Origin of the sequence: Chitinophaga varians (genome assembly GCF_014529945.1) — a bacterium.
GTDB lineage: Bacteria > Bacteroidota > Bacteroidia > Chitinophagales > Chitinophagaceae > Chitinophaga > Chitinophaga varians.
On sequence record NZ_JACVFB010000005.1, the window covers coordinates 264334 to 287752 of the forward strand.

17 protein-coding genes are annotated in these 23419 nt (G+C 49.6%); 11 read left to right on the forward strand and 6 right to left on the reverse strand.

Features of this window, described 5'->3' with window-relative positions; all coding sequences use genetic code 11:
• Positions 1-108: 108 nt before the first annotated feature.
• Together ICL55_RS24600 and mqnB are read right to left on the reverse strand one after the other, a co-directional pair.
• Positions 109-918, reverse strand: a complete 810-nt coding sequence (locus ICL55_RS24600) for a 1,4-dihydroxy-6-naphtoate synthase (protein WP_188102447.1) — start codon at positions 916-918, stop codon at positions 109-111.
• A gap of 21 nt (positions 919-939) precedes the next feature.
• Positions 940-1626: a futalosine hydrolase gene (gene mqnB, locus ICL55_RS24605; protein WP_188102449.1), complete on the reverse strand. Its 687-nt coding sequence runs from the start codon at positions 1624-1626 to the stop codon at positions 940-942.
• A 115-nt stretch (positions 1627-1741) separates the two neighbouring features.
• On the opposite strand from mqnB, the gene ICL55_RS24610 reads away from it, so the two are divergent.
• The 3 genes from ICL55_RS24610 to fabD all read left to right on the forward strand — a co-directional run bounded on the left by ICL55_RS24610 (position 1742) and on the right by fabD (position 3892).
• Positions 1742-2155, forward strand: coding sequence for a 6-pyruvoyl trahydropterin synthase family protein (locus tag ICL55_RS24610; protein WP_169224158.1), 414 nt, complete (start codon positions 1742-1744; stop codon positions 2153-2155).
• A gap of 84 nt (positions 2156-2239) precedes the next feature.
• Entirely contained in the window at positions 2240-2827 is a 588-nt protein-coding gene (gene folE, locus ICL55_RS24615) for a GTP cyclohydrolase I FolE (RefSeq protein WP_168870018.1), read from the forward strand.
• A 174-nt stretch (positions 2828-3001) separates the two neighbouring features.
• On the forward strand, positions 3002-3892 hold the full coding sequence (gene fabD / locus ICL55_RS24620) for an ACP S-malonyltransferase (protein WP_188102451.1): 891 nt from the start codon (positions 3002-3004) through the stop codon (positions 3890-3892).
• A gap of 117 nt (positions 3893-4009) precedes the next feature.
• Here the strand turns inward: fabD and ICL55_RS24625 are convergent, their stop codons facing one another.
• From ICL55_RS24625 to ICL55_RS24635, 3 genes are all read right to left on the reverse strand, one after another.
• On the reverse strand, positions 4010-4861 hold the full coding sequence (locus ICL55_RS24625; protein ID WP_188102454.1) for a GNAT family N-acetyltransferase: 852 nt from the start codon (positions 4859-4861) through the stop codon (positions 4010-4012).
• A 73-nt stretch (positions 4862-4934) separates the two neighbouring features.
• A complete protein-coding gene (locus ICL55_RS24630; RefSeq protein WP_188102456.1) occupies positions 4935-5405 on the reverse strand; it encodes a GNAT family N-acetyltransferase in 471 nt (156 codons plus the stop codon).
• 11 nt (positions 5406-5416) lie between these two features.
• Positions 5417-6556: a serine hydrolase domain-containing protein gene (locus tag ICL55_RS24635; RefSeq protein WP_188102458.1), complete on the reverse strand. Its 1140-nt coding sequence runs from the start codon at positions 6554-6556 to the stop codon at positions 5417-5419.
• A gap of 98 nt (positions 6557-6654) precedes the next feature.
• On the opposite strand from ICL55_RS24635, the gene ICL55_RS24640 reads away from it, so the two are divergent.
• From ICL55_RS24640 to ICL55_RS24660, 5 genes are all read left to right on the forward strand, one after another.
• Positions 6655-7146: a DinB family protein gene (locus tag ICL55_RS24640; protein WP_188102460.1), complete on the forward strand. Its 492-nt coding sequence runs from the start codon at positions 6655-6657 to the stop codon at positions 7144-7146.
• 49 nt (positions 7147-7195) lie between these two features.
• The gene (locus ICL55_RS24645) at positions 7196-7891 is read left to right on the forward strand and encodes an NUDIX hydrolase (RefSeq protein WP_188102462.1); all 696 of its coding nucleotides are present in this window, start codon (positions 7196-7198) and stop codon (positions 7889-7891) included.
• Positions 7892-7975: 84 nt separating this feature from the next.
• Complete coding sequence (locus tag ICL55_RS24650; protein ID WP_188102464.1) at positions 7976-9904, forward strand: sensor histidine kinase; 1929 nt, start codon at positions 7976-7978, stop codon at positions 9902-9904.
• 16 nt (positions 9905-9920) lie between these two features.
• Positions 9921-11828 carry a sensor histidine kinase gene (locus ICL55_RS24655; protein ID WP_188102466.1) on the forward strand — a complete coding sequence of 636 codons (1908 nt, stop codon included), beginning with the start codon at positions 9921-9923 and terminating at the stop codon, positions 11826-11828.
• A 25-nt stretch (positions 11829-11853) separates the two neighbouring features.
• Positions 11854-13731 (forward strand): sensor histidine kinase, encoded by a 1878-nt coding sequence (locus ICL55_RS24660; protein ID WP_188102468.1) that lies wholly within the window; start codon positions 11854-11856, stop codon positions 13729-13731.
• 3 nt (positions 13732-13734) lie between these two features.
• Here ICL55_RS24660 and ICL55_RS24665 read toward each other — a convergent pair whose 3' ends face one another.
• Complete coding sequence (locus ICL55_RS24665; protein ID WP_188102470.1) at positions 13735-14745, reverse strand: beta-ketoacyl-ACP synthase III; 1011 nt, start codon at positions 14743-14745, stop codon at positions 13735-13737.
• 193 nt (positions 14746-14938) lie between these two features.
• On the opposite strand from ICL55_RS24665, the gene ruvA reads away from it, so the two are divergent.
• The 3 genes from ruvA to ICL55_RS24680 all read left to right on the forward strand — a co-directional run bounded on the left by ruvA (position 14939) and on the right by ICL55_RS24680 (position 23371).
• Complete coding sequence (gene ruvA, locus ICL55_RS24670; protein ID WP_188102473.1) at positions 14939-15529, forward strand: Holliday junction branch migration protein RuvA; 591 nt, start codon at positions 14939-14941, stop codon at positions 15527-15529.
• Positions 15530-15664: 135 nt separating this feature from the next.
• On the forward strand, positions 15665-22843 hold the full coding sequence (gene sov, locus ICL55_RS24675; RefSeq protein ID WP_246496547.1) for a T9SS outer membrane translocon Sov/SprA: 7179 nt from the start codon (positions 15665-15667) through the stop codon (positions 22841-22843).
• A gap of 159 nt (positions 22844-23002) precedes the next feature.
• Positions 23003-23371 (forward strand): hypothetical protein, encoded by a 369-nt coding sequence (locus ICL55_RS24680; protein ID WP_188102477.1) that lies wholly within the window; start codon positions 23003-23005, stop codon positions 23369-23371.
• The last annotated feature ends 48 nt before the right edge of the window (positions 23372-23419 follow it).

Genomic DNA, 23419 nt, shown 5'->3' on the forward strand with positions numbered 1-23419 from the left:
AATAATATACACGAGCAGAGAAAGCAAAGGAGCGAAGATCAAATTTTGATCTTCGCTCCTTTGCTTTCTTATTAATGCTGATTGAAAAATGCTTTGCGTCTTTGCTGCTTATGCGTCTTTGCGTGCAACAACACCTTCAGCTGCTGTCATCAGCGCTGCTACCGCTGCGTGGCCTTCTTTGCCGAGGTCGAGGCTGAAATCGTTGACATACAAATCGATATGCTGGCGCATCACCTGTTCATCCATTTCCTGTGCGTGGGATTTGATGTAGTCAGACAGCTGAGGATATTCACTGTAGGCATGTTGCAGGCTTTGGTGGATCAGTGCATCCACCTGCGCGCGTGTTTCAGCGGGGATATCCTTGCGGATGAAGATACCACCCAGCGGAATGGGGTTGCCGGTGGTAGACTCCCAGTATTCGCCCATGTCCATGAGTTTCACGAGGCCTTTGAGCTGATAGGTAAAGCGGTTTTCGTGGATGATCACGCCGGCGTCCACATCACCATTGAGCACGGCGTTTTCGATTTCTGAAAACAGCATCACCTTTTTGTTGGTCGCTTCCGGGAAAGCGATGGAAAAGAGGAGGTTGGCCGTAGTATTCTCGCCGGGGATGGCTATTGTCAGGTTTTTGATTTCTTCGCGGGGGATATCTTTCTTAGCGATGAGCAGGGGGCCGCAGCCGCGTCCGAGGGCGCTGCCGCTGTTGAGCAGGTCGTACTTGTCCCTTACTTTCAGGTATACCGCAAAACTCAGCTTCGTGACAGGCAATTTCCCTTCCAGCGCCCAGCGGTTGAGCGTTTCCACATCTTCCAGCTGCGTATCAAATGTAAATCCTTGCGTATCGATCTTGTTGTTAACCATGGCATCGAAGATAAAAGTATCGTTCGGGCAGGGTGAGAAACCTAATGATAAGTGCATATGCTTAGAAAATTTTATTTGTTAAGTTAAGCTTGCCAGCGACTTGACAACTGAAATGAGTTCGTCGTTCAGTTGTTTGACAGCCAGGGGGATATTCCATTTGCTTTTATCGCGTATTTCCACATAGTTGGAGATGCTGCGGACCTGCAGGAAGGGAATATTTTCCGAGAGGCAGGCGTAGTGGAATGCTGCGCCTTCCATGCTTTCCACATCGGGCATGTATTTGCTTTCCAGCCGGGTGATGGTGGGGGTGCTGCCGCTGACCATATTTACGCTGACGCCTGTTGCTTTGGGCAGCTCAGGCCGGTAGGGCAGGTTGGCAAAGGTGTTCACGAGGGCGTTGCCGGTGAAAGGGGCCTGGGAGGGCTGCCAGAGTTGTATATCAAATAAATCTTTAAACTGATCCTGATCTTCCGCGCCGAGGTCGGCCAGGTATTCCCGGTCCACCATCACCACGGAGCCGAGTGCCCATTCACGGCGGAATGAGCCGGCGATGCCGGCCTGCAGGGCCATATCGGGGCGGTTAGTGGCGAGGTAACGGCCAAGGCTGTATGCATAGTGCATCATGCCGATACCGGCAATCAGTACCTGAATCTCGCAGTTGGCCAGGCGGTATTGGTGGGCAGATACTTTTTGGCTTTCATGGTCCAGGAATTGCAGAAAAGGCTGGACTTCCAGTATGGTCGCAGCGGTAACCAATAATTTCATGCGGTAAAAGTACGGCAAAAATGATCGCTGGCAGTGTAAAACAATTGACAGGAATAAGGATAAACTTGGGACTACTCATAGAATAGTGGTATTTTTGCGAAAATTTTTTGCAATAATGATTTATTTAACGCGAGTAGAGAACTTTAATGCAGCGCATAAGTTATCTAACCCGGCATGGAGCGCAGAAAAGAACGAGGAAGTATTCGGAAAATGTGCCAATGTTAACTGGCATGGTCATAACTACGAATTGCATGTAACCATCAAAGGTAACCCTGATCCGGAAACCGGGTTTGTGTTCAATGCCAAGACTTTAGGTGTGATTATCCGGGATGCTGTTATTGAAAAGATAGACCATCGGAACCTCAATCTGGATGTGGATTTTATGGCAGGTAAGTTTACCTCTGCCGAAAATCTCGCTATTGCCATCTGGGACCAGTTGACCCCGCATTTACCTGCGGAAGTACAGCTGCACTGCATCAAGCTGTATGAAACTCCCCGTATATACGTAGAATATTACGGCGGCAAATAATATTGCCCACGCCTCATAGTATGACTTTGCGCAGTATTGGCAGGTGCGGGAAAGCATTTGGAATTTGAATAAAATCATATAAGAATGGCGTATAATAAGGTTGAAAGTTACGATGAAAAGATCACGTCCGGTCTTGTAAAGAACTATAAAGAGTGCCTGGAACTGCTCGGTGAAGATGCTGAAAGGGAAGGGCTTCTGAAGACACCGGAAAGGATGGCCAAAGCGATGCAGTTCCTCACACAGGGTTATCAGCTGGATGCCAGGGAAATCCTGAACGGTGCCAAGTTCACGGAAGCCTACAGTGAAATGGTGATCGTAAAAGATATAGAACTGTATTCCATGTGCGAGCATCATATGCTGCCTTTCTTCGGCAAAGCGCACGTGGCTTATATTCCCAATGGCTATATCACCGGTCTGAGCAAACTGGCCCGCGTGGTGGACGTATATGCCCGCAGGCTCCAGGTGCAGGAAAGGATGACACACCAGATCCTGGACGCTATCCAGGAAACACTGCAGCCGCAAGGTGTGGCAGTCGTCATCGAAGCACAGCACCTCTGCATGATGATGCGTGGGGTGTCCAAACAGAATTCCGTTACCACCACTTCCGCTTTCAGCGGCCAATTCCAGGATGGTACCACCAGAAGTGAATTCATGAAACTAATTGGCAGATAATCCTTTTACGGACAAATGAAAAATGGTTTAACCGGCAACCGGTTAAACCATTTTTTGTTTTAATGCTTTTTTGATGCAGCTTTGCAGCACCCGTAATAATTCTTTATTAAATTCTAATTGATTGTATATTTGAATTATTTTTCATTTGATATAAACACTTCAATATAAGCAACCATGAAGCATGCATATGTATTTCCCGGGCAGGCATCACAATTTCCGGGTATGGGCAAAAACCTGTACGACACCAATGCTAACGCAAAGGAACTGTTTGAGAAAGCCAACGAAATCCTGGGATTCCGCATCTCTGATGTAATGTTTACCGGCACTGAGGAAGACCTGAAACAAACAAAAGTAACACAGCCGGCGGTATTCCTGCATGCTGTTGTCGCTTTCCTGACCTCCGAACATTCACAACCGGAAATGGTAGCCGGCCACTCCCTCGGCGAATTTTCCGCGCTGGTAGCCAACGGTGTACTGTCTTTTGAAGAAGCCCTGCGCCTGGTAGCTATCAGAGCGAATGCGATGCAGAAAGCGTGTGAACAACAACCATCTACCATGGCCGTTATCCTCGGTATGGAAGATGCGAAAGTAGAAGAAATTTGTGCTAAAGTAGCCGCAGAGACCAATGAAGTGGTAGTACCGGCCAACTATAACAGCCCGGGTCAACTGGTGATCTCCGGCACCCTGAAAGCGGTGGAGACTGCCTGCGCGGAGTTAAAAGCTGCCGGTGCCAAAAGAGCGATGATCCTGCCGGTAGGTGGTGCTTTCCACTCTCCGCTGATGGAGTCTGCCCGCGAAGAACTGAAAGCTGCGATCGAAAAGGCAGTGTTCAACACCCCCAGCTGCCCGGTTTATCAGAACGTGGTGGCCGCCGCCGTGACTGATCCTGCTCAGATCAAACAAAACCTGATTGACCAGCTCACCGGCCCGGTAAAATGGAGCCAGTCTGTATTGGCCATGGTAGCCGACGGTGCCACTGAATTCACAGAAGTGGGTCCCGGTAAAGTATTACAGGGATTGGTGCAGAAAATTGCCAAAGAAGTAACTGTTAACGGAATCAGCTAAACGATTTACGGATTTTCTGATTTTGATATTTAGATATTTAAAATGCAGCGGAGACCACTTTATATCAGGTGATTTCCGCTGCATTTTTAATATCAAAATATCTAAATAACCTAATGACTAAATCTCTATCGCCATCTCATACTGAGACAGAAAGTGTTGGAGTCCTGACTTTTCGAGAAAAGCGCCTATCTCCGGATTTTTTTCATCAATGTTGATAATGCTCATTGGGCCATTCAGCGCTGTGGACACATGTTGCAGCAGCGTGCTGCCAACACCACGCCTACGGAAGCCCGGATGTACAGCGATATTACGGATACGCCTACTCTCTTTATGTACACTGATGAAGCCGGCTGTTTGTCCGTCCAGCGTGGCCTCGAAAGTAACCGTGGCCGGATATTCCCTTTGTATGCTGGCAACGGAGTTGCTCCACGCAGGTGTCATATCCATGAACGTGTTCAGTACAGCCCATTCAGGCTGCTCGGTTTCCCGGATGGTAATACCTGGCGTGGTGTTATGAACGGTTACGGTTCCTTTGTAGCAGTGGAATGTGCGCAGTTTGTGAAACCCGCTGTTCGTATAGGCTTTAATGGCTGGAAGGTTAGAGCTGATTACTTCCAGTATTATTTTCCGGATGCCTGCCTCTTTATAACGCGGAATAAATTGCTGATACATTTTCTGTATCAGGTGCTGGCCGCGGTAGGCGGGTGTTACGCCGGTGCCGCCATTATACAATACAGCAGGATGTGCTTCATGGTCTGTGCCATGCAGGATAAATGCGCCAAGGTCGTTTCTGTTGAAAGCGCCGATAGACCACTCCCGGCGGAGGTTTTCAGCTTTCATTTTCTGCTCAAGGATAGAGGGGGTCAGGTGCATCGGCACGATGTAATCGCTGAATGCTTCGTTGAACGTATGGCTGAGGGTTTCGGTGGATTCTCCCCGGAGGTCTCTGAAATCGTGAAGAAAAATCATGATAAAAAATGTATGTCATCAATATTAACGATGATTGATGACATACGGGATGAGAATATTATAAACGGGAAGTTTATGATAACTCGATGCTTACGTTTACCCACTCCGGATCAAATTTGGCGGCGTATTTTTTATAGAAGTTGATGGCGGGTTCGTTCCATTCCAGTACCTGCCAGAGAACGCCACTGTATTGCCTTTCCTTAGCTTCTTCGATGATGCGGTCCAGCAGCAGTTTGCCAATACCTTTGCCGCGCCATTGTTCTGTCACGATCAGGTCTTCCATGTACAAACGGCAACCTTTCCAGGTAGAGTAGCGGATGTAAAACAGGGCAAATCCTACCACCAGTTCTTTACCGTCTGCATCGGAGGCGGTGGCTACAAAAGCCTTCCATACCGGGCTGGCGCCAAAGCCGGCCTCTTCAAAGTGAGCGAGGCTTACCGTTACTTCCTGTGGGGCTTTTTCAAATTCTGCCAGCTCCCGGATAAGTTCCATCAACCGGGGACAATCTTCTTTTCGTGCAATCCTTAACGTTATATCTGCCATATGGTGTTTGTTTACATGAGTGAGTCCGCGATTTGTTTCAGCACTTCCGGCCACCAGTCTATCTGCCCCCATTTTTTGCCAAAACGTACGATGACGGCCTGTTTTCGGGGGGAGATATAGATCAGCTGGCCTTTTACGCCTAACGCAAAATAATCAAAATTATGAGGATCTGTTTGGTATCCCCACCAGAGGTACTTGTAATATCCATGCGGGCTGCCGGCCCATTTACAGAGTGGCGGCATCATGCGCGACAGATACGTTTGGGTGTCGGGCATATGTACAGGCCTGCTGGTAGACTCCTGCATCCAGTCGGCCGGAATAATGGAGCGGCCATTCAGTTGCCCATTTTGCAGGCACAACTGCCCGAACCGGGCAAAATCGATGGCCAGTGCGTTGAAGCCACTTTCCATTTTCGCGAAGCCGGAGTGACGGCTGTCCATGCTCCAGGAGGCGCCGGCTTCGGCGCCCATAGGTTGCCAGATTTTTTCACTGAAATAGGCCGGTACGGATTGTCCTGTTGATTTTTCGAGGATCATGCCCAGCAACAGGAGATTGTAATTGTTGTAGTGATACACCGTGCCGGGTGTTTCTATGAGCTTCGCTTTCAACGCCTGCTCGCGCAGGCGGAGGCCATAATACACGCGGGCATCGTCTGTCCACGGAAACACCCCCTCCCTGTAATCCAGCCCGGAGCACATCTGCAGGAGATGGGAGATGGTGATCTGGTCGGGTCCGTGCCGATCGAAAGCCGGGAGGTAACGGGCCACAGGATCGTGTACGGAATGAATGGCCCCTTCGGCGATAGCGATGCCGACGAGCGTCGAAGTCATGGACTTGGCCGCAGAAAAGGACGTGTTGACAGATGTCCGTTGATAGCCATTGAGATACTGTTCATATAGGACCTGGCCATGTTGCAGCACGATGCAGGCCGTGGTGCCGGTGTGGGCCAGCAGGTCGGGAAGCCTGCCTTGTTTTGGCTGCCCCCTGAATTTCCAGGAGACAGTGGGCAGTGGCATTTTTTCCGGGGCCGCTTCCAGCGGGAGAATAGTGTTGCCATTGGCAATAGAGGCATTGGCAAAGCGTTTGTAGTCGTCGATCTTCGGGATATTCCAACACACACAGCGACAGAGGTAAGTGAGCGTATCCATCATATTTCAGGTTAGGGATGGCAAAGATCGCAAGTAAATTGACAAACAATATTGTAATTTGTTGAAGAATCATTAGGATTTGAATAAATAACCTTTTGTCCATGAAAGAGATCCTGGTGCGGTTCGCATCCTATAACCACTGGGCTAATCAACAGCTGGTGGCCGTCATGTTGAAGCTGAATGCAGCGCAGGTCATGGAGGACCTTGGAGGTAGCTTTTCTTCCCTGTTTAACACGGTCTGTCATGTATGGTGCCGGGAGAGTATCTGGTACCAGCGGTTGCAGCTGACGGAGCAGCCGGTAGACCCTACGGCGGCTTTTAGCGGTACTTTTGCGGAGGCTTGCGAGGCCTGGCTGCGGCAGTCGCTTCAGCTGCAGGAATGGGTGAAACAGGCTACTGAAGCGAGATTGAGCCATACCATCGCGTTTACGCCCCGTAAAGGGGAGCAGGTAAAGTTGCCGGTACAGGACGCCGTGATTGATACCTGCAACCATAGCACTTTTCACCGCGGACAGCTGGTACATATGCTGCGTCAGCTGGGTGTTAACCGCATTCCTGCTACCGATTACCACCGCTTTAAGCCTAAAAAGTAGGCGATTTATATTATTTTTACCTCCTATACGCAGGAAAAAATTCCGTTTTATGAATGCTGCTTCTTTTTATGCCCAAGCCCCGAAACACCTGGTGGCAGTAGACTGTATCATCTTTGGTTTTGACGAAGGAAAGCTGAAGTTATTGGTGATGAAACGAAAAGTGGCTCCCATGGAGGGCGAATGGTCGTTGGTAGGTGGTTTTGTGCAGGCGGAAGAAAGTACCGACGATGCTGCGGGACGGGTACTCAAACTCACCACCGGTCTGGAGAATATCTATATGGACCAGCTGCATTGTTATGGTGAAGTAAATCGTGATACCGGCGCAAGGGTGATATCTGTGGCTTACTATGCACTTATCCGCATCAGGGACCATGACCGGCCGTTGGCACAGGAACACGGCGCCCACTGGCTGGAACTGCATGAAATCCCTACCTTGATATTTGACCATAACCGCATGATCAATGATGCATTGGTACAACTGCGTAACAATGCTCATTTCCATCCTATCGGATTTGAACTGCTGCCGGAGAAGTTCACCTTGTCGCAGCTCAGAAGCCTGTACGAAGAAATATACCAGAAGACACTTGATAAGCGCAATTTCCGGAAAAAAATACTGTCGCTGGACGTGATGGAGAAGCTGGAGGAAAAGGACAAAACGTCTTCCAAAAAAGGCGCACACCTGTATCGTTTTGACCCCGCGCGGTATGAAGCACTGATGCGTAAAGGGCTGGTGTTTGAGATATAGTCAGTGCCGGATGAAAATGAACAAAATGAACAGCCACGGATGATGCCCGGTTCGCTGTATTATTTTTACTTTTCCGGTTGAATTATGATGATCCTCAGACGATATATGCTGTTGCATATGTGCTGGTTGTTGTTTGTTTTCCCGACATTGCTGCCTGCGCAGCATAAAGAGATCGGCAGGATTAAATCACAACTGCCGCATATAGGCGACAGCGTAACCTACGTAGATGCCCTTAACAGACTGGCGGCAGTGTATCAGGCCTGCCAGCTGGACAGCTGTGGGCGTTACGCGTCTATGGCGCGGGATATGGCCGTCCGCATCGGTTATCCTTCCGGTAAGGCCCGCGCCCTGCGTAATCTGGGGAACTACTACGCACTCCGTCCCCACCGTTACCTCTCTTATCTTTTTTATAATGATGCCCTGGACGAAAGCCGAATGGCCGGCGATTCCGTCAATGTATCACAGGTGCTGATGAACATAGGCATCTATCACTATTTTACCGGTAAATATGCCTCTGCCAATGATTACGTGACCCAGTCACTGAAACTGACCCATACACTGAAAGAAGACTCGCTGCACGCCCTTGGGTTGGGCAACTATTACGCGATCAACTACACGGACAGCAGTCATCTCCCGGCGGCTACGAAAGCATTGCAGGAAGCCACTACGCTGGCGGAGCGTTATCACGATATCCGGGAACTGCTTTATATCCGGTTGCTGCTGGCCAATGAAGATTATATGGCTGAACGGTTTGAAGCTGCCAAACAACGGGTACGGGAGGTGCTGGACACTGCGATAAGAGACGGCTTTGAATATTATGCCATGCGCGCTTCGATGGAACTGTCGGAGTACAAAAGCCGGCTCAGGGAGCCCGATTCATTGGTCTATCTCCAGGATGCGGTCACACATGCTGTTACCGGCGGGTATGTAGGCCTGCTGCTGCCACAGGTGACGCAGCTATACCACTATTTCCAGCAACAGAAAGATACCTTGCAGGCGGCCCGTTATAGCCGGATAGCCCTGAATATCATGCAACAGCAACAGGATGATATGCAACAGGGGGAAATGGACTATATCGCCTATTCACTGCAGGACCAGACACTGGATTCGCTGAAGATGCAGTCAGCGCTGCAGAAAACGGCGCTGCAGAAAACAAGGCTGGCGCAACGCTACTGGCAATACCTCTTCATATTTGTGGTGGCCATTATCATGCTGCTGATGATACTCACCTGGTTCCTGATCCGCTCGTACCGCTCTTCCCGCCAGCGTTCTGTGAGGCTTGCCCGGGTGAAGACAGAAATAGTCGCCGCCAACGAAGTGCTGAAAAAAAATGATGACTTTAAAAACAAACTCATCTCCCTGATAGCGCACGATTTCAGAACACCATTATACAACATAATTGATATCACCGGGTTTGTGAATGAAGATATTCTTACCCCGGAAGATGCTGCCGGTATGGTGATGGAAGTGGAACAAACCGCCACCGCCACGCTGACTGTTTTTGAAGAGATCCTGAGCTGGATGCGGACACAGTTGTCAGGTTTTGTATACCGGCCGCATTCCTTTGTGCTGACGGATATGCTGGAAGTATCTGCCCGTAATGTACAACATCTGTTGCGCGAAAAAAGTGTTCGTCTGGAACTGCGTATCCCTTCAGGATTGACCGTGCAGGGCGATTTCGAAATGCTACAGTTTGTACACCGTAATTTTCTGCATAATGCCATTAAGTTTTCACCGGAAAACGGCACTATAACGATTATGGCTATACGTAAAAATGGCTATGTGGAAGTTTTTTTCCGCGACCAGGGACCGGGCATTGATCCGGTGGTGTTACCGGGTCTGTTCACCTACGATAGTGAAAGCTACGCTCACAAGCGAACGGGCAAAGGTGCGGGACTGGCGTTGATCATATGTCGCGACTTTATTGATAAAATGAAAGGTGATGCCGGCGCTGTGAATAACGACCACGGTGGGAGCACCTTCTTCTACCGGGTACCGGAAATCGATGTTTAAAATGGATACAGGGTACATGATAAAAACGTTTATACGTAGGCGTTATATAGCAGCGATGGCGGCAGCCGTATCGCTGTTGCTGCTGCCGATGCTGAAAAGCAGCGGCCAGGCAGCCGTATTGCCACGTTTGCAACACGATCTGGCGCAGCAGCGCGACAGCGCCGGCTATGTATCTGTATTGGGCAAAATAGGCGCACTATATGCCAGCATCAATCTGGACAGTTCTTTTTATTATGCACGCCAGGTACTGGAAATAGCCAGTCGCCGGAAAGACCTCAAAGGCATGGCGGATGCCAACAATATGCTGGGATGGTATTACACGGCCAAAACAGACTATAACGTAGGTATTCAGTATGCTTATAAAGCATTGCTGCTCAACGGACAGCTGGGCGATTCTGCACAGATGGTCCGCTCGTTGAACATCATCTATGGCTGTTATAAAAATTCCGGTCACCCGGCGGAAGCCAACACTTACTTTTACCGCGCTTTTCATATCGCCAGCCGGCTGCCATCCGACAAAGACTCTATCACAGCCACCATGTTGGTCAACTACGCGTGGCGCTTTTTAAATGACAGCACAAAAATAGATTCGGTCCGCCTCGTGTTGCAACAGGCAGGCGCCATCCTGAAGAAATACCCCGATAGCAGGGCCGGTTTTTATGTGGCTGCCTTTGAGGCCGACCTGATGGTGCGGGCAGGCAAAGGAAAAGCAGCAGAGGAACGGATATATACGCTTGCAAGCCTGGCGCAACAGAAGGGCATGTCTTATGTAGCCATGGATATGTATGCACGGCTATACGATTTTCAGCGCTTAGGCTACTTTGCGGACTCCACCCGTTATCAGGAGCAGGCATACGAAGTAGCGCGACAGTCTGCCAGCATGGAACTGAACCTGTATTGGCTGGGCAGACTGTATGATTATCACCGCAGCCGCCGGCAGCCGGAAAAAGTAGTGTATTACGGCAATGAGATCATGCGGCTGGCGGCAATGGACCGCTATCATGACCATCACGAGGAAGCTGCCTACATTGATTTTTTCCTGAAAGAAAAAGCCTTGCAGGCTTTATCGCTTTCCACCAGAATACAACAACAGGAACTGGAAAAGGAGCTGGCGGAGAAAAAGAACAGGACCCTTATTGTCAAAGGGCTGTTGATTATCATCCTCCTCCTGATATCGCTGTTTGGCAGCCGATACCTGCATTATCGCCGCTGGAAACACCAGGAGAATGCGTTGGCGCTCAGTTATGTGCAGCTGGCCAAAAACAATGCGGCCCTGACAGAGAACGACGTGTTCAAAAACAGGTTGATCAGCATGCTGGCAACGGACTTCAGAACACCGCTGCATCATATCATTGCCGTGGCTGATCAGCTGAAAGCGGGTACGCTTACACAGCCGGAGGTGGCAAGTCTGCTGAAGCAGATCGGTAATGCCTCCCGGAAAACACTGGATGCGTTCAATAATATTCTGAAGTGGCTGAAGCTGCAGTTGTCGGGGTTTGTGTACCGGCCGGTCACGACGGAGCTGCTGCCGGTGATTGTGGAGGCGTTGGCGCCGTTGCAGGAAGAGATCCGGGATAAACAGCTGACCATCGTGAACAGAGTAGGGCCGAGAATTACCGTTGTTGCAGATACGGAGATATTGCAACTGGTAAATGTGCAGTTGCTGCAGGTGGCTGTCAGCACCGCGCGGCCCGGTACCCTGCTGCTGATCTCCACGTATGGTGAAAAAGGGAAAGTGACGGTGCGGTTGATGGTCGACGGTGGCGCAGCTACCCGTAAGCTGCTGGAAGAACTGAAAGACAAAGAACATAATATTTTTGCGTTAGGTATTATTATCAGCCGGGACTTTATGCACAAGATGAAGGGAGGCCTCGTAGTCGAAGAAGAAGACAACGGGTTTCTCATGATGGAGTACACGATTTGATCCTGTAGTTATCCATTCTACGTATATGCGTCAGTGTTGTATCACCGCTTTAGCATGCCTGATATGCTGGCAGCTGACGGCGCAGGTCCCGCAAATGCCGGAGTTGCAACGTGAGTTGTTGCAGCAGCATGACAGCGCCGGTTATCTGGCGGTGCTGGGCAAGATCAGCGCGTTGTATTCCGTGATAGACGTAGACAGCAGTTTTCAATATGCGGTTAAAATACGCGATATGGCAGCCCGGTTGCATGATGCAAAAGGGCAGGCTGATGCCAATGATTTGTTAAGCTGGTATTATGCTTTGAAAACAGATTTTGGTGTGGCGGGCATCTATGCCTACAAAGCCCTGAAAATACATGAACAGCTGGGCGACTCCGCCCGGATAGCCAAAACACTCAGCAATATTTATCTATACTACCGCAACACGGGCCGGCGGGAAGATGCCAATAATTACTTCTACCAGGCATTTAAGATGGCCAGCCGCCTGCCACCCGGCCGCGACTCCGTATATGGTATCCTGTTAGTTAACTATGTGATGCGCTTTTATAAAGACAGTACGCATGCAGACTCGGTCCGTTGGGCATTGCGGCGGGCGCGGCAGGTGATCGAAAAATATCCGCGTTCCAAAATCAGTTTTTATGTAGATGCTTATTCACTGAATGATCTGGTCCAAAAAGGACAGGGCCGGGAGGCAGAAGAAATGATCTATCAGCTGGCAGACAAAGCCCTGCGTAGTGGCATGCCCTATGTGGCGATGGACATGTACGGACGGCTGGATGATTTCCCCCGCATGGGTTATTGTCCGGACACCGTCCGATATCAGGATAAAGCGTATCAGTTAGGCGTGCAAACCGGTAGTATAGAACTGAATCTTTACTGGCTGGCACGGCTATACGATTATTACAGTAAGAAAAAAGACCTGGGACATGTAGTACAGTATGGGCGTGAAATCATGCGGCTGGCAGCAGAAAAGAGGTATCAACCCAATGCCCATTCATTTGATTACATCGATATTTTCCTGAAAGAAAAAGCGGTGGCGGACCTGCGTCTGCAAAATCGCCGGCAGCAGCAGGTGTTGACTGCGGAACTGACGGAGTCGGACAATAATCAATTGATCGTGGTGGGGATACTGATCGTGGTGGTGCTGTTCATTGCTTTGTTCCTTGGGCGGTATTGGCACTATCAGCGATTGAAGCAACAAGATGAGGCGTTGCTGCGGGGCTACCGCGAAATGGCGGCTGTCAACCAGGTATTGACGGAAACAGATGCTTTTAAGAATAAATTAATCAGCATACTGGCGCGGGACTTCAGGGGACCGTTGGTACATTTAACTGAGGTGGCGGCCCGCTTTAAATCAGGTAATCTGTCGAAGGCAGAAATGACTTCCTATTTGAAGCATATCAGTGTCACCTCGGGGAAAGTGCTGGAAGTGTTTGACAAGATCTTAAAATGGCTGCGGTTGCAATTGTCCGGTTATCGTTATCAGCCGGTGCGGTGTTTATTGCTGCCGCTGATGCAGAGCGCACTGGAGCCGCTGGAAGGGGAGCTGGCGCAGAAGCAGCTCAGCGTGAAAAATCATATTCCGGGAACAGCTTCCGTACTAACAGATGAGGAGATGTTGAAACTGGTGAACATACAATTATTACAGATAGCCGTTGCCGTAGCAGTGGCCGGCAGTATGCTGGAAATAACTGTTGACCGGACGATGGGGCAAACGGAGGTGTATATCAGGGTGAAAACGGGGGCCGATGCGCATTTTGTGCTGGCGGGGCTGGAAAACTGGCAGGACAACGGACTGGCGTTGGGCCTGGTGATCAGTCGTGACCTGATGAGGATGATGAACGGCTATATAATAGCAGAAGGCCAGGAACATTCGTACCTGGCCTTCGGGTATATCTTACCGTAAAAATTATTTACCGATTTTGTCGCCGTCGTAAGCCCATTTGATGTAGCTGGCGCCCCAGGTGAAACCACCGCCAAATGCGGCCATGATGATGTTATCACCTTTTTTCAGTTGTTTTTCGTAGTCCCACAGGCACAAAGGAATAGTACCGGCAGTGGTGTTACCATAGCGGTGGATATTCATCATTACCTTTTCTTCCGGCAGGTTGATATACTGCGCGGTGGCTGCGATGATACGTTTATTGGCCTGGTGTGGTACGAGCCATGCGATATTTTCTGCATTGAGGTTGTTGCGCTGCAGGATACCGTTAGCCGCTTCGGCCATATTGGAAACCGCGTATTTAAACACCATTTTACCTTCCTGGTATACGTAGTGTTCGCGGTTCTGCACTGTTTCGAGGGTGGCTGGTTTTACGGAGCCGCCGGCTTTCATGTGCAGGTATTCGCGGCCATGGCCATCACTTTTCAGGATGCTGTCCACTACGCCGTATCCTTCCGTGTTAGGCTCCAGCAGCACGCCGCCGCCGCCATCACCGAAGATGATGCAGGTAGTTCTGTCTGTATAATCAATGATAGCGCTCATTTTGTCGGCACCGATCACCATTACTTTCTGATAACGGCCACTTTCAATGAACCGGGCGCCGGTGTCCAGTGCGTACAGGAAACCGGAGCAGGCAGCACTGATGTCGAAACCGAATGCGTTTTTAGCACCGATTTTATCTGTGACAACATTGGCTGTGGCGGGGAAGGTCATGTCAGGGGTTACTGTGGCTACGATCAGCAGGTCGATCTCTTCAGGGGTAATACCTCTTTTTTTGCAGATTTCCAGGGCGATAGGTACACATATGTCGGAAGTGCCTTTCCCTTCTCCTTTAAGAATTCTTCTTTCAGAGATGCCCGTTCTGGTTAAAATCCACTCGTCTGTTGTGTCTACCAGTTTTTCCAGTTCCTGATTGGTCAGCACGTAGTCAGGAACATATCCACCCACCGCTGTAATAGCGGCCGTTATTTTATTCATATAAACTAAATATGTGTTTAAATCGAGGCGTAAAAATACGATATAAACGAATATTTCCTAAAAAAGTCGCATATGAACCCGTTAAAGGCTTGTCAATCCGTTAAAAGTTAGCATCTTTGTCGTTTATTGACACAGGGGGTAATTATTCCTCTTTTTTCGTAAGTTTAAGTAAATTATCGAACCTTTACCTTCTATGATCGCTTATTTGGATGGAAAATTGGCTTATAAGTCACCAGCTCTTGTTCATATGGATGTGCACGGAATAGGGTATGAAGTTCAGATCAGTCTGAATACCTATTCAAGGATACAGGGCCTGGACAGCTGCAAATTGTTAACCTTCCTGCAGATCAAAGAGGATGCACACACGCTGTATGGTTTTTTTGAGGAGGCAGAAAAGAACCTGTTTCTCCTGCTGATCAGCGTATCGGGTGTAGGCGCCAGTACGGCGAGAATGATGTTGTCTTCTCTTCAACCGGAAGATATCCAGCGGGCCATTATGATGGAAAATGAAAAAATGCTGGAAAGTGTAAAAGGCATAGGAGCCAAAACAGCCAAAAGAATTATTCTGGAACTAAAAGACAAAGTAAAGAAACAAAAGGATACCGTCGGACTACAATTATCTGCTACCGTAAACAATACAATTCATGAAGACGCGTTAAATGCTCTGGTAACTCTTGGCATAGCCCGGAACATGGCGGATACGGCAATTCAGAGAGTTATGAAGAACGAACCACTATTGCAAAACTTGGAAGAGCTGATCAAAAAGGCCCTGAAGAGTTTATAATTATATCAAGACCTCTATAAAAACCTATTTTTCTTGGCAAGAAAGACTTATTATGGCGCTTTTGCAGTAATAGGAATTGTATCTTTTATCATTGTTGACACCGCCGCAAGGGAACGATCCGGGAATTTTCATTTTTTGAGCAGAACGAGTTGGAAGTCGGATACCACAATTACTGGTAATACCAAAATCGATACTACCGGGAAAAAAGATACCTTGAAATATCCCCTGAAGGACAGGCGCGGCCCCAGTATAGCGGATCCGGCGTCCAGGAATGTTATTGACCTGAACGACCCCGCCAATATCAACAAAACAGTAGAATACGATCCCGTTACCAAACAATACACCGTTACGGAGAAAATCGGTAATCAGAATTACCGAAACCCTACTTATATGAACTTCGACGAGTTCTATAAGCTCCAGTCGGCGCAAAGTGAAAGAAACTATTGGCAGAAAAGGGCCAGTGCTCTTGGTAACCTGAACCAACGAGGCAACGGTCCCCAGCTGTATAACGGCAGCAATCTGTTTGACCGCATCTTTGGCGGCAGTAAAGTGGATATCCGTCCCCAGGGTAGCCTGGACCTCACTTTCGGCTATCAGGGCCAGAATATCAAAAACCCGGTACTGGTGGAACAAGCCCGGAAAAACGGAGGGTTCAACTTCGACATGGGCATCAACATGAACGTCACCGGCCGGATCGGGGATAAACTGAAACTCATCACCAACTATAATACCCAGTCCACCTTCGATTTTGAAAATCAGGTGAAACTGGAATACACCGGCTATAACGATGAAATTATCAAGAAAATAGAAGCCGGTAACGTGAGTTTCCCCCTGCGTAGTTCCCTGATATCCGGTATCCAGTCTCTCTTCGGGGTGAAAACACAACTGCAGTTCGGCCGCCTCACGGTAACCAGCGTACTGTCCAACCAGAAATCGCAGAAACAGAACCTCATGCTCAAAGGCGGTACCATGGTGCAGGATTATAATATCCGGGCCGACGAGTATGAAGATAACCGACACTTCCTGCTGGCACAGTTCTACCGTGATACCTTTAACTATGCCATGTCTAACCTCCCCATCATCCGCTCCCTGTCCAATATCACCAGGATTGAGGTATGGGTGACGAATAAAACAGGGGCCACCACCCAAACCCGCGATATCGTGGGCCTGATGGACCTCGGGGAATATAAACCCTACAACACGGGGATCAGGGTAAACACCTCCTCGCATCTGCCTGACAGGGCTACGAACAACCTGTATGAAAGCCTGATCAGCGATCCGGCCAGCCGTAATACCAGCATCGTCGTCAGCCGGTTGCTGGCTTTGGGACTTAAACCGGTATCGGAATTTGAAAAAACATTCGCCCGTAAACTCGACTCTACAGAGTATACCGTCAACAAACAACTGGGCTTCATCTCCCTTAACCAACAGCTGCAACCGGATGAAGTACTGGCGGTAGCTTATCAATATACTTACAACGGCCGTACCTATCAGGTGGGTGAATTCTCACAGGACGTACCGCCAGACCAGAACAACAGCGCCAACTCCCCGGTGCTGTTCCTGAAATTGCTGAAAGCCACATCCGCCCGTCCGGTACTGCCCATCTGGAAACTGATGATGAAAAACATCTACGCTACCGGCGCCTTCCAGGTGAACAAAGAGGACTTTAAAATGGACGTCTTCTATAAAGACCCCGGTGCAGATGGAAGACCGCCGAGCGATAAACGTTATCTCCCCGATGGCAAAGGCGATTATGCCGGTGCACCGATCATCACCGTGTTAAACCTGGACCGCCTCAACAACCAGCTCGATCCGCAGCCGGACGGCGTGTTTGATTACGTGGAAGGATATACGATCAACTCCCTGACGGGCAAGATCATGTTCCCCATGCTGGAACCATTTGCTGATGGGCTGAAGAAGGCCTTTGGCGGTGACGGTACCCTCGAAAAACAATACCTGTACCGCGTGCTGTACGACTCCATCAAGGTGGTGGCGCAGCAGTTCCCGCAACTGAACCGCTACGTGATCCGTGGGTCCTATAAATCGGCCAACTCGTCGGAAATTAATCTGGGCGGCGGTATCACCATTCCGCCCGGCTCCGTGACGGTTACCGCCGGCGGCCAGCTGCTGCGGGAAAACGTGGACTACATCATCGACTATAACCTCGGCAGGCTCAAAATTATCAACGGCGGCGTACTCAACTCCGGCGTACCGATCAATGTACAGTTTGAAAACAACGCCCTGTTCGGACAACAGGTGCGGAACTACTTCGGTACCCGCTTCGACTACCTCGTTAATGATAAACTCAGTATTGGCGGTACCGTTGTCCGCATGACGGAACGACCCTACTACCAGAAAGTAAACTACGGCGAAGACCCTATCAAAAACACCATGGTAGGTCTCGATGTGAACTACGCCTCTGAATGGAAAGGCCTGACACGTTTCCTCGATAAACTGCCTAACTACAGCACTACCGCCCCGTCAAACATCCTGTTCACCGGTGAGGTGGCCCGCCTGTTCCCCGGTCACAGTAAACTGATCAACCAGGCCGGCAGCAAGCAGGGTACCGCTTATATCGATGACTTTGAAGGCGTGAAAAGCGGGTATGACCTGAAGTTCCCGGCTACCAGCTGGGCACTGGCTTCTACCCCGAAAGGCGCCACCAACGCGGCAGGTACCGTGTTATTCCCCGAAGCAGAGTTGAGCAACGTATTTGAATATGGTAAAAACAGGGCTAAACTGGCGTGGTATATTCTGGAACCTACCCTCCAGCTGCCCAAATCACCTAACCTGCCGGCAGGCATCTCCCTGGATGATCAGTCAGATCCGCGTGTAAGGCTGGTATATCAGAAAGAGGTGTTCCGTAACAGGTCTACCGACTTCGGACAAAGCCAGCTCAGCACCCTTGACCTGGCCTACTATCCCACGGAAAGAGGCCCGTACAACTTCACCAGCAGCCCTACGGCTATGGACCGTGACGGTAAACTGGCACGTCCGAAAACAAGATGGGGCGGTATTATGCGCGCCATCGACAACAGCGACTTTGAAACCGCTAATATTGAATATATCGAGTTCTGGATACAGGACCCATTCATTAAAACGCCCGGTAGCAGCGGAGGTTCCCTCTTCTTTAACCTGGGTAACGTATCTGAAGACATCCTCAAAGACTCGAAGAAATTCTTTGAGAATGGTATGCCTGATCCCCGGCAGGACCCGAATAAAATCGATTCCTCCAAATGGGGCCGTCAGCCTAAGTTCCAGCAGCAGATCACACAGGCCTTCGACAACGATCCCAACATCCGGTCTTACCAGGACGTGGGATATGATGGTCTGAAATCTTCTGACGAAGCAGCTTTCTTCAGAAGTTATATGGACACCATGGCCATGAACTTCGGCGGCTCTCCGGTATACCAGCAGGCGCAGAAAGATCCGGCCAACGACGATTATAAGCACTATCGCAACGCCGATTACGACGCTGCGCGTGCCGGTATCCTCGAGCGTTACAAGAACTACAGCAACCCGGAAGGCAACTCCCCGGTGTCTGACCCGAAATCCACTTTCTCTACCGCAGCTACCAATATCCCTGAATCGGAAGACCTGAACAGGGATAACACCATGAACGAAACGGAAGAATACTTCCAGTACCGTGTGGACCTCAAACCAGGTATGGCTGTTGGTACCAACTACATTGTGGATAAAATTGATGCGCCGGTAGATCTGCCGAATGGTCAGAAAACCACGGAAACATGGTATCAGTTTAAAGTGCCGCTGAACCAGTTCAATGCAAAAGTGGGCAACATCCCCGACTTTAAGTCCATCCGCTTCATGCGTATGTTCCTCACTGATTTTGCGGAACCAGTGGTAGTACGTTTCGCCAAACTGGAACTGGTGCGCAGCCAGTGGCGCCGCTACATGTACGAGTTGAGACCAGGTGATCCTGTGCCGTTAGACCAGACCACTACTTTTAACTCTTCTTCTGTTAATATTGAAGAAAACTCTTCCCGCAGCCCTATCCCGTACGTGCTGCCTCCGGGAGTGGTAAGACAAAATACTATCAGCACCAACAATACCACGCTGCAGCTGAATGAACAGTCCCTGTCCGTTCAGGTATGTAACCTGCAGGACGGTGAAGTGCGCGCGCTGTATAAAACGCTCAACATGGACCTGCGTCAGTACAAGAAAATGGAAATGTACATGCACGCAGAAGCCGTAGGTTCCGCCACCGCGTTGAAAGACGGACAGGTACAGGCGGTCATCCGTATCGGTAGCGACTTTGTGAGCAACTACTACGAATACCGCATTCCGCTGAAAGTAACTGCCTGGAATTCCAAAGCGCCGATTGAAATATGGCCTGATGGCAACAACATGCAACTCATCATGGAGCGCCTGAGCCAGCTGAAACAGAAACGTAACATGTGCGATTCCTGTTCTCCGCTGCTGGCTTATCCGATGACACCGGTGGCCGACGAATTCGGCAACTTCATGTCGGTGGTAGGTAACCCCAGTCTCGGCGATGCCCGCACCATGATGATCGGTGTCCTGAACCCGAAAGATGATGGTATGCCTCGTTGCGCTGAGGTATGGTTCGATGAGCTGCGCCTCTCTGATTTCGATGAAAAAGGGGGGTATGCTGCCCTCGGAAGACTGGACCTGCAACTGGCGGACCTGGGCACCCTCTCTCTGTCCGGAAATATGCACACGGCCGGTTTTGGTAACATCGACCAGCGGGTGAATGAACGTTTCCGTGACAACTTCCTGCAATATGATGCAGCGGCCAACCTCGATCTGGGTAAACTGCTGCCGAAGAGCACCGGTATGTCGATCCCGGTATATGCCGGTTATTCACAGTCAGTGAGCAACCCGGAATATGATCCTTATGATCTTGATATCAAACTGAAAGATAAACTCTCGCTGGCGAGGTCCAGATGGGAGCGGGACTCCATCCGCAAAAATGCGCAGGACTTTACCTCTATCACGAGCCTGAACTTTACCAACGTCCGGAAACTCAATCTGCGGCAGGGTAAACGCCACCTGTGGGACATCGAGAACTTCGATATCAGTTACTCCTTCTCGCAGATCAACCGGCATAACCCGCTTATTCAGAGCGACCTGCTGACCAAACACCGCGGTGGTATCGGATACAACTTCTCCGGCCAGCCGAGATACCTGGAACCGTTTAAGAAACTGATCAAAACCAAGACACACTGGCTGGACCTCATACGTGACTTCAATGTCAACTATGTGCCGTCCATTATCAGTTTCCGCGCAGACATTATCCGTCAGTTCGGCGCCTCCCGCATCCGTAACGTAGGCGGCGATGTGAAATATCAGTTGCCCGAAACGTATGATAAATACTTCACTTTCGACCGGTACTATACCCTGAAATGGGACCTGACCCGCAGTCTTAATATAGAATTCAATGCGGTGAGCAACAACCGTATAGATGAACCTGCCGGCAGAATCAATTCCGGCGCGAAGAAAGATACCATCTGGCGTAACTTCTTCAAAGGCGGCCGTTCCGTGAATTACATGCACAACGCCAACTTCACATATACGCTGCCTACCGCCAAGTTCCCGGCCCTGAGCTGGACCAACGTGGCCATTGGTTATAGTACGGAATACCGCTGGACAGGCGCGTCCCGACTGGCGCTCTACCTGGGTAACGCCATTGAAAACAGCATGCAGAAAACAATGACGGCCGAATTCAAATTTGTAGAACTGTACAACAAATCGAAATTCCTCCGACAAATCAATACACGCAAGCCTGTTTCCAACAACAATAACAATCAACAGAACAAAAACAACAATCAACAGAAAGATCAGCAAAACAATAACTCATCATCTTCCGATGAAATTAATCCGTGGGTGAAGGGTGTATTGAAAGCGCTGATGGCACTGAAACGTGTTGGGTTCAACTATAACGAGAACGCCGGTACACGTTTGCCTGGTTATCTGGACAGTACCAAGGTGCTGGGCATGAACTGGCAGTCAATGGCGCCGGGCCTCGGTTTCGTACTGGGTAAACAACCTGACAAAAAATGGCTGGATGATTTTGCGAAGAAAGGACTGATCACCCGTGATCCGTCATTGAACATACAGTTCCAACAGCAGTACACCCAACGTTGGGATTTGCAGGCACAGCTGGAACCGTTCAACGATCTGCGTATCGATCTGAGCATGACCAAATCGTTTACCAAAACACATACTGAGCTGTATAAAAACCTGGTGGACACCAACGGGGTTGATCTGGGCTTCCAGCACCTGAGCCCATATGATGCGGGTGGTTTTGAAATCTCTTACATCGCCATTCAAACGATGTTTGGTAAAATCAATACCGCTAATGGCGTATCAGAAACGTTCCGCAACTTTGAAGCTTACCGGAATATTATATCCAGGCGTTTGGGGGCGGCCAACCCGTACAACAAAGACCCGGGTGTTCCGTCTGGCGATCCTAAAGATCCCAGCTATGCTTACGGTTATACGAGATATGCACAGGACGTGCTGATTCCGGCCTTCCTCGCGGCCTATACCGGTAAGTCCCCGGACAAAATCGGTCTGTTGGAAGGACCGGGTAATACCGTGAAGAGCAATCCGTTCAGGAATTACGTACCCAGGCCCAACTGGCGTATCACATATAATGGTCTGTCCAAGTTGGAACCTTTCCGTAGCTTCCTGACCAACTTTACGCTTACACATGGGTACATTGGTACGTTGTCGATGAACTCCTATAATACCTCTATGTATTATGAAGATCCCAGATTAGCGGGTTATCCGGCGTTCAGGGATACCATATCCGGCAACTACTATCCGTACTTCCTGGTGCCTAACCTGACGCTGACAGAGCAGTTCTCTCCGCTGCTGGGTGTGGACCTTACTTTTACGAATAGCCTCAATGCGCGGGTGGAATTCAGAAAGAGCCGTTCACTCAGCCTCAGCCTCATCGATTATCAGTTGACCGAATTACGTTCCAGTGAAATCGTGATAGGCGCCGGTTACCGGGTAAGGGGATTGCAGCTGCCTTTTGCTGTGGGTAAAAACGGTGGTAAACGTCTTCAAAATGATCTCAATTTCCGACTGGACCTGAGCTTCAGGGATGATAAGACGGCCAACAACCGACTGGATGCTGATCTGGTGATTCCTACCAGTGGTCAGAAGGTGGTCGGCATAGCGCCATCCATCGATTATGTGGTGAATAACCGCCTGAACCTGCGCTTCTTCTATGATCGCAGACAAACGATCCCGGTTATTTCCACCGCTTATCCGATTACGAATACCAGAGGTGGTATCACCTTCCGGTTCGTATTGTCGCAATAGTGAAAGAACAGATACGATTATCATAGTATATCCCCGGGGTTGAGCCCCGGGGATTTTTTTTGCCCTTCGGGCGATGTTTAACCGGGAGCCTGACCATGCTTAACAAGCTGGCTGACAAAAATCATGAACGCTTTAACATTTCTTTTATAAGTTTGTGCCGTGAAATATTTCCTCATCATATGCATTTCTTTGGGCCTCTTGCTGCAGACTTTCAGCAAAAGCCTCATTGTGCTGCAGTTCAGGGCGCAACAGTCCTTTATTGCACAGGTGCTTTGCGAAAACCGCAATAAGCCCGAAATGCATTGTAACGGTAAATGTTATCTGAAAAAGGAACTGGACCGCGATGCCAGTCAGGACAAAAACAACAACAGTAACAAAGAACGTTACGAAGTGATGTTTGTCAATGCCCTGCCGGAACGCCTCACACCACCGTCTGCAGCACCTGTGGCGCACATCGTATTCTACACCGAGCCGTTCCTCGAAACTCCCATCCACAGTATTTTCCACCCGCCTCAGTTCCTGAGTTGACTACTTGTTCGGAATGCCTTTTAGTTAGATGACCTGACAACCAGATGC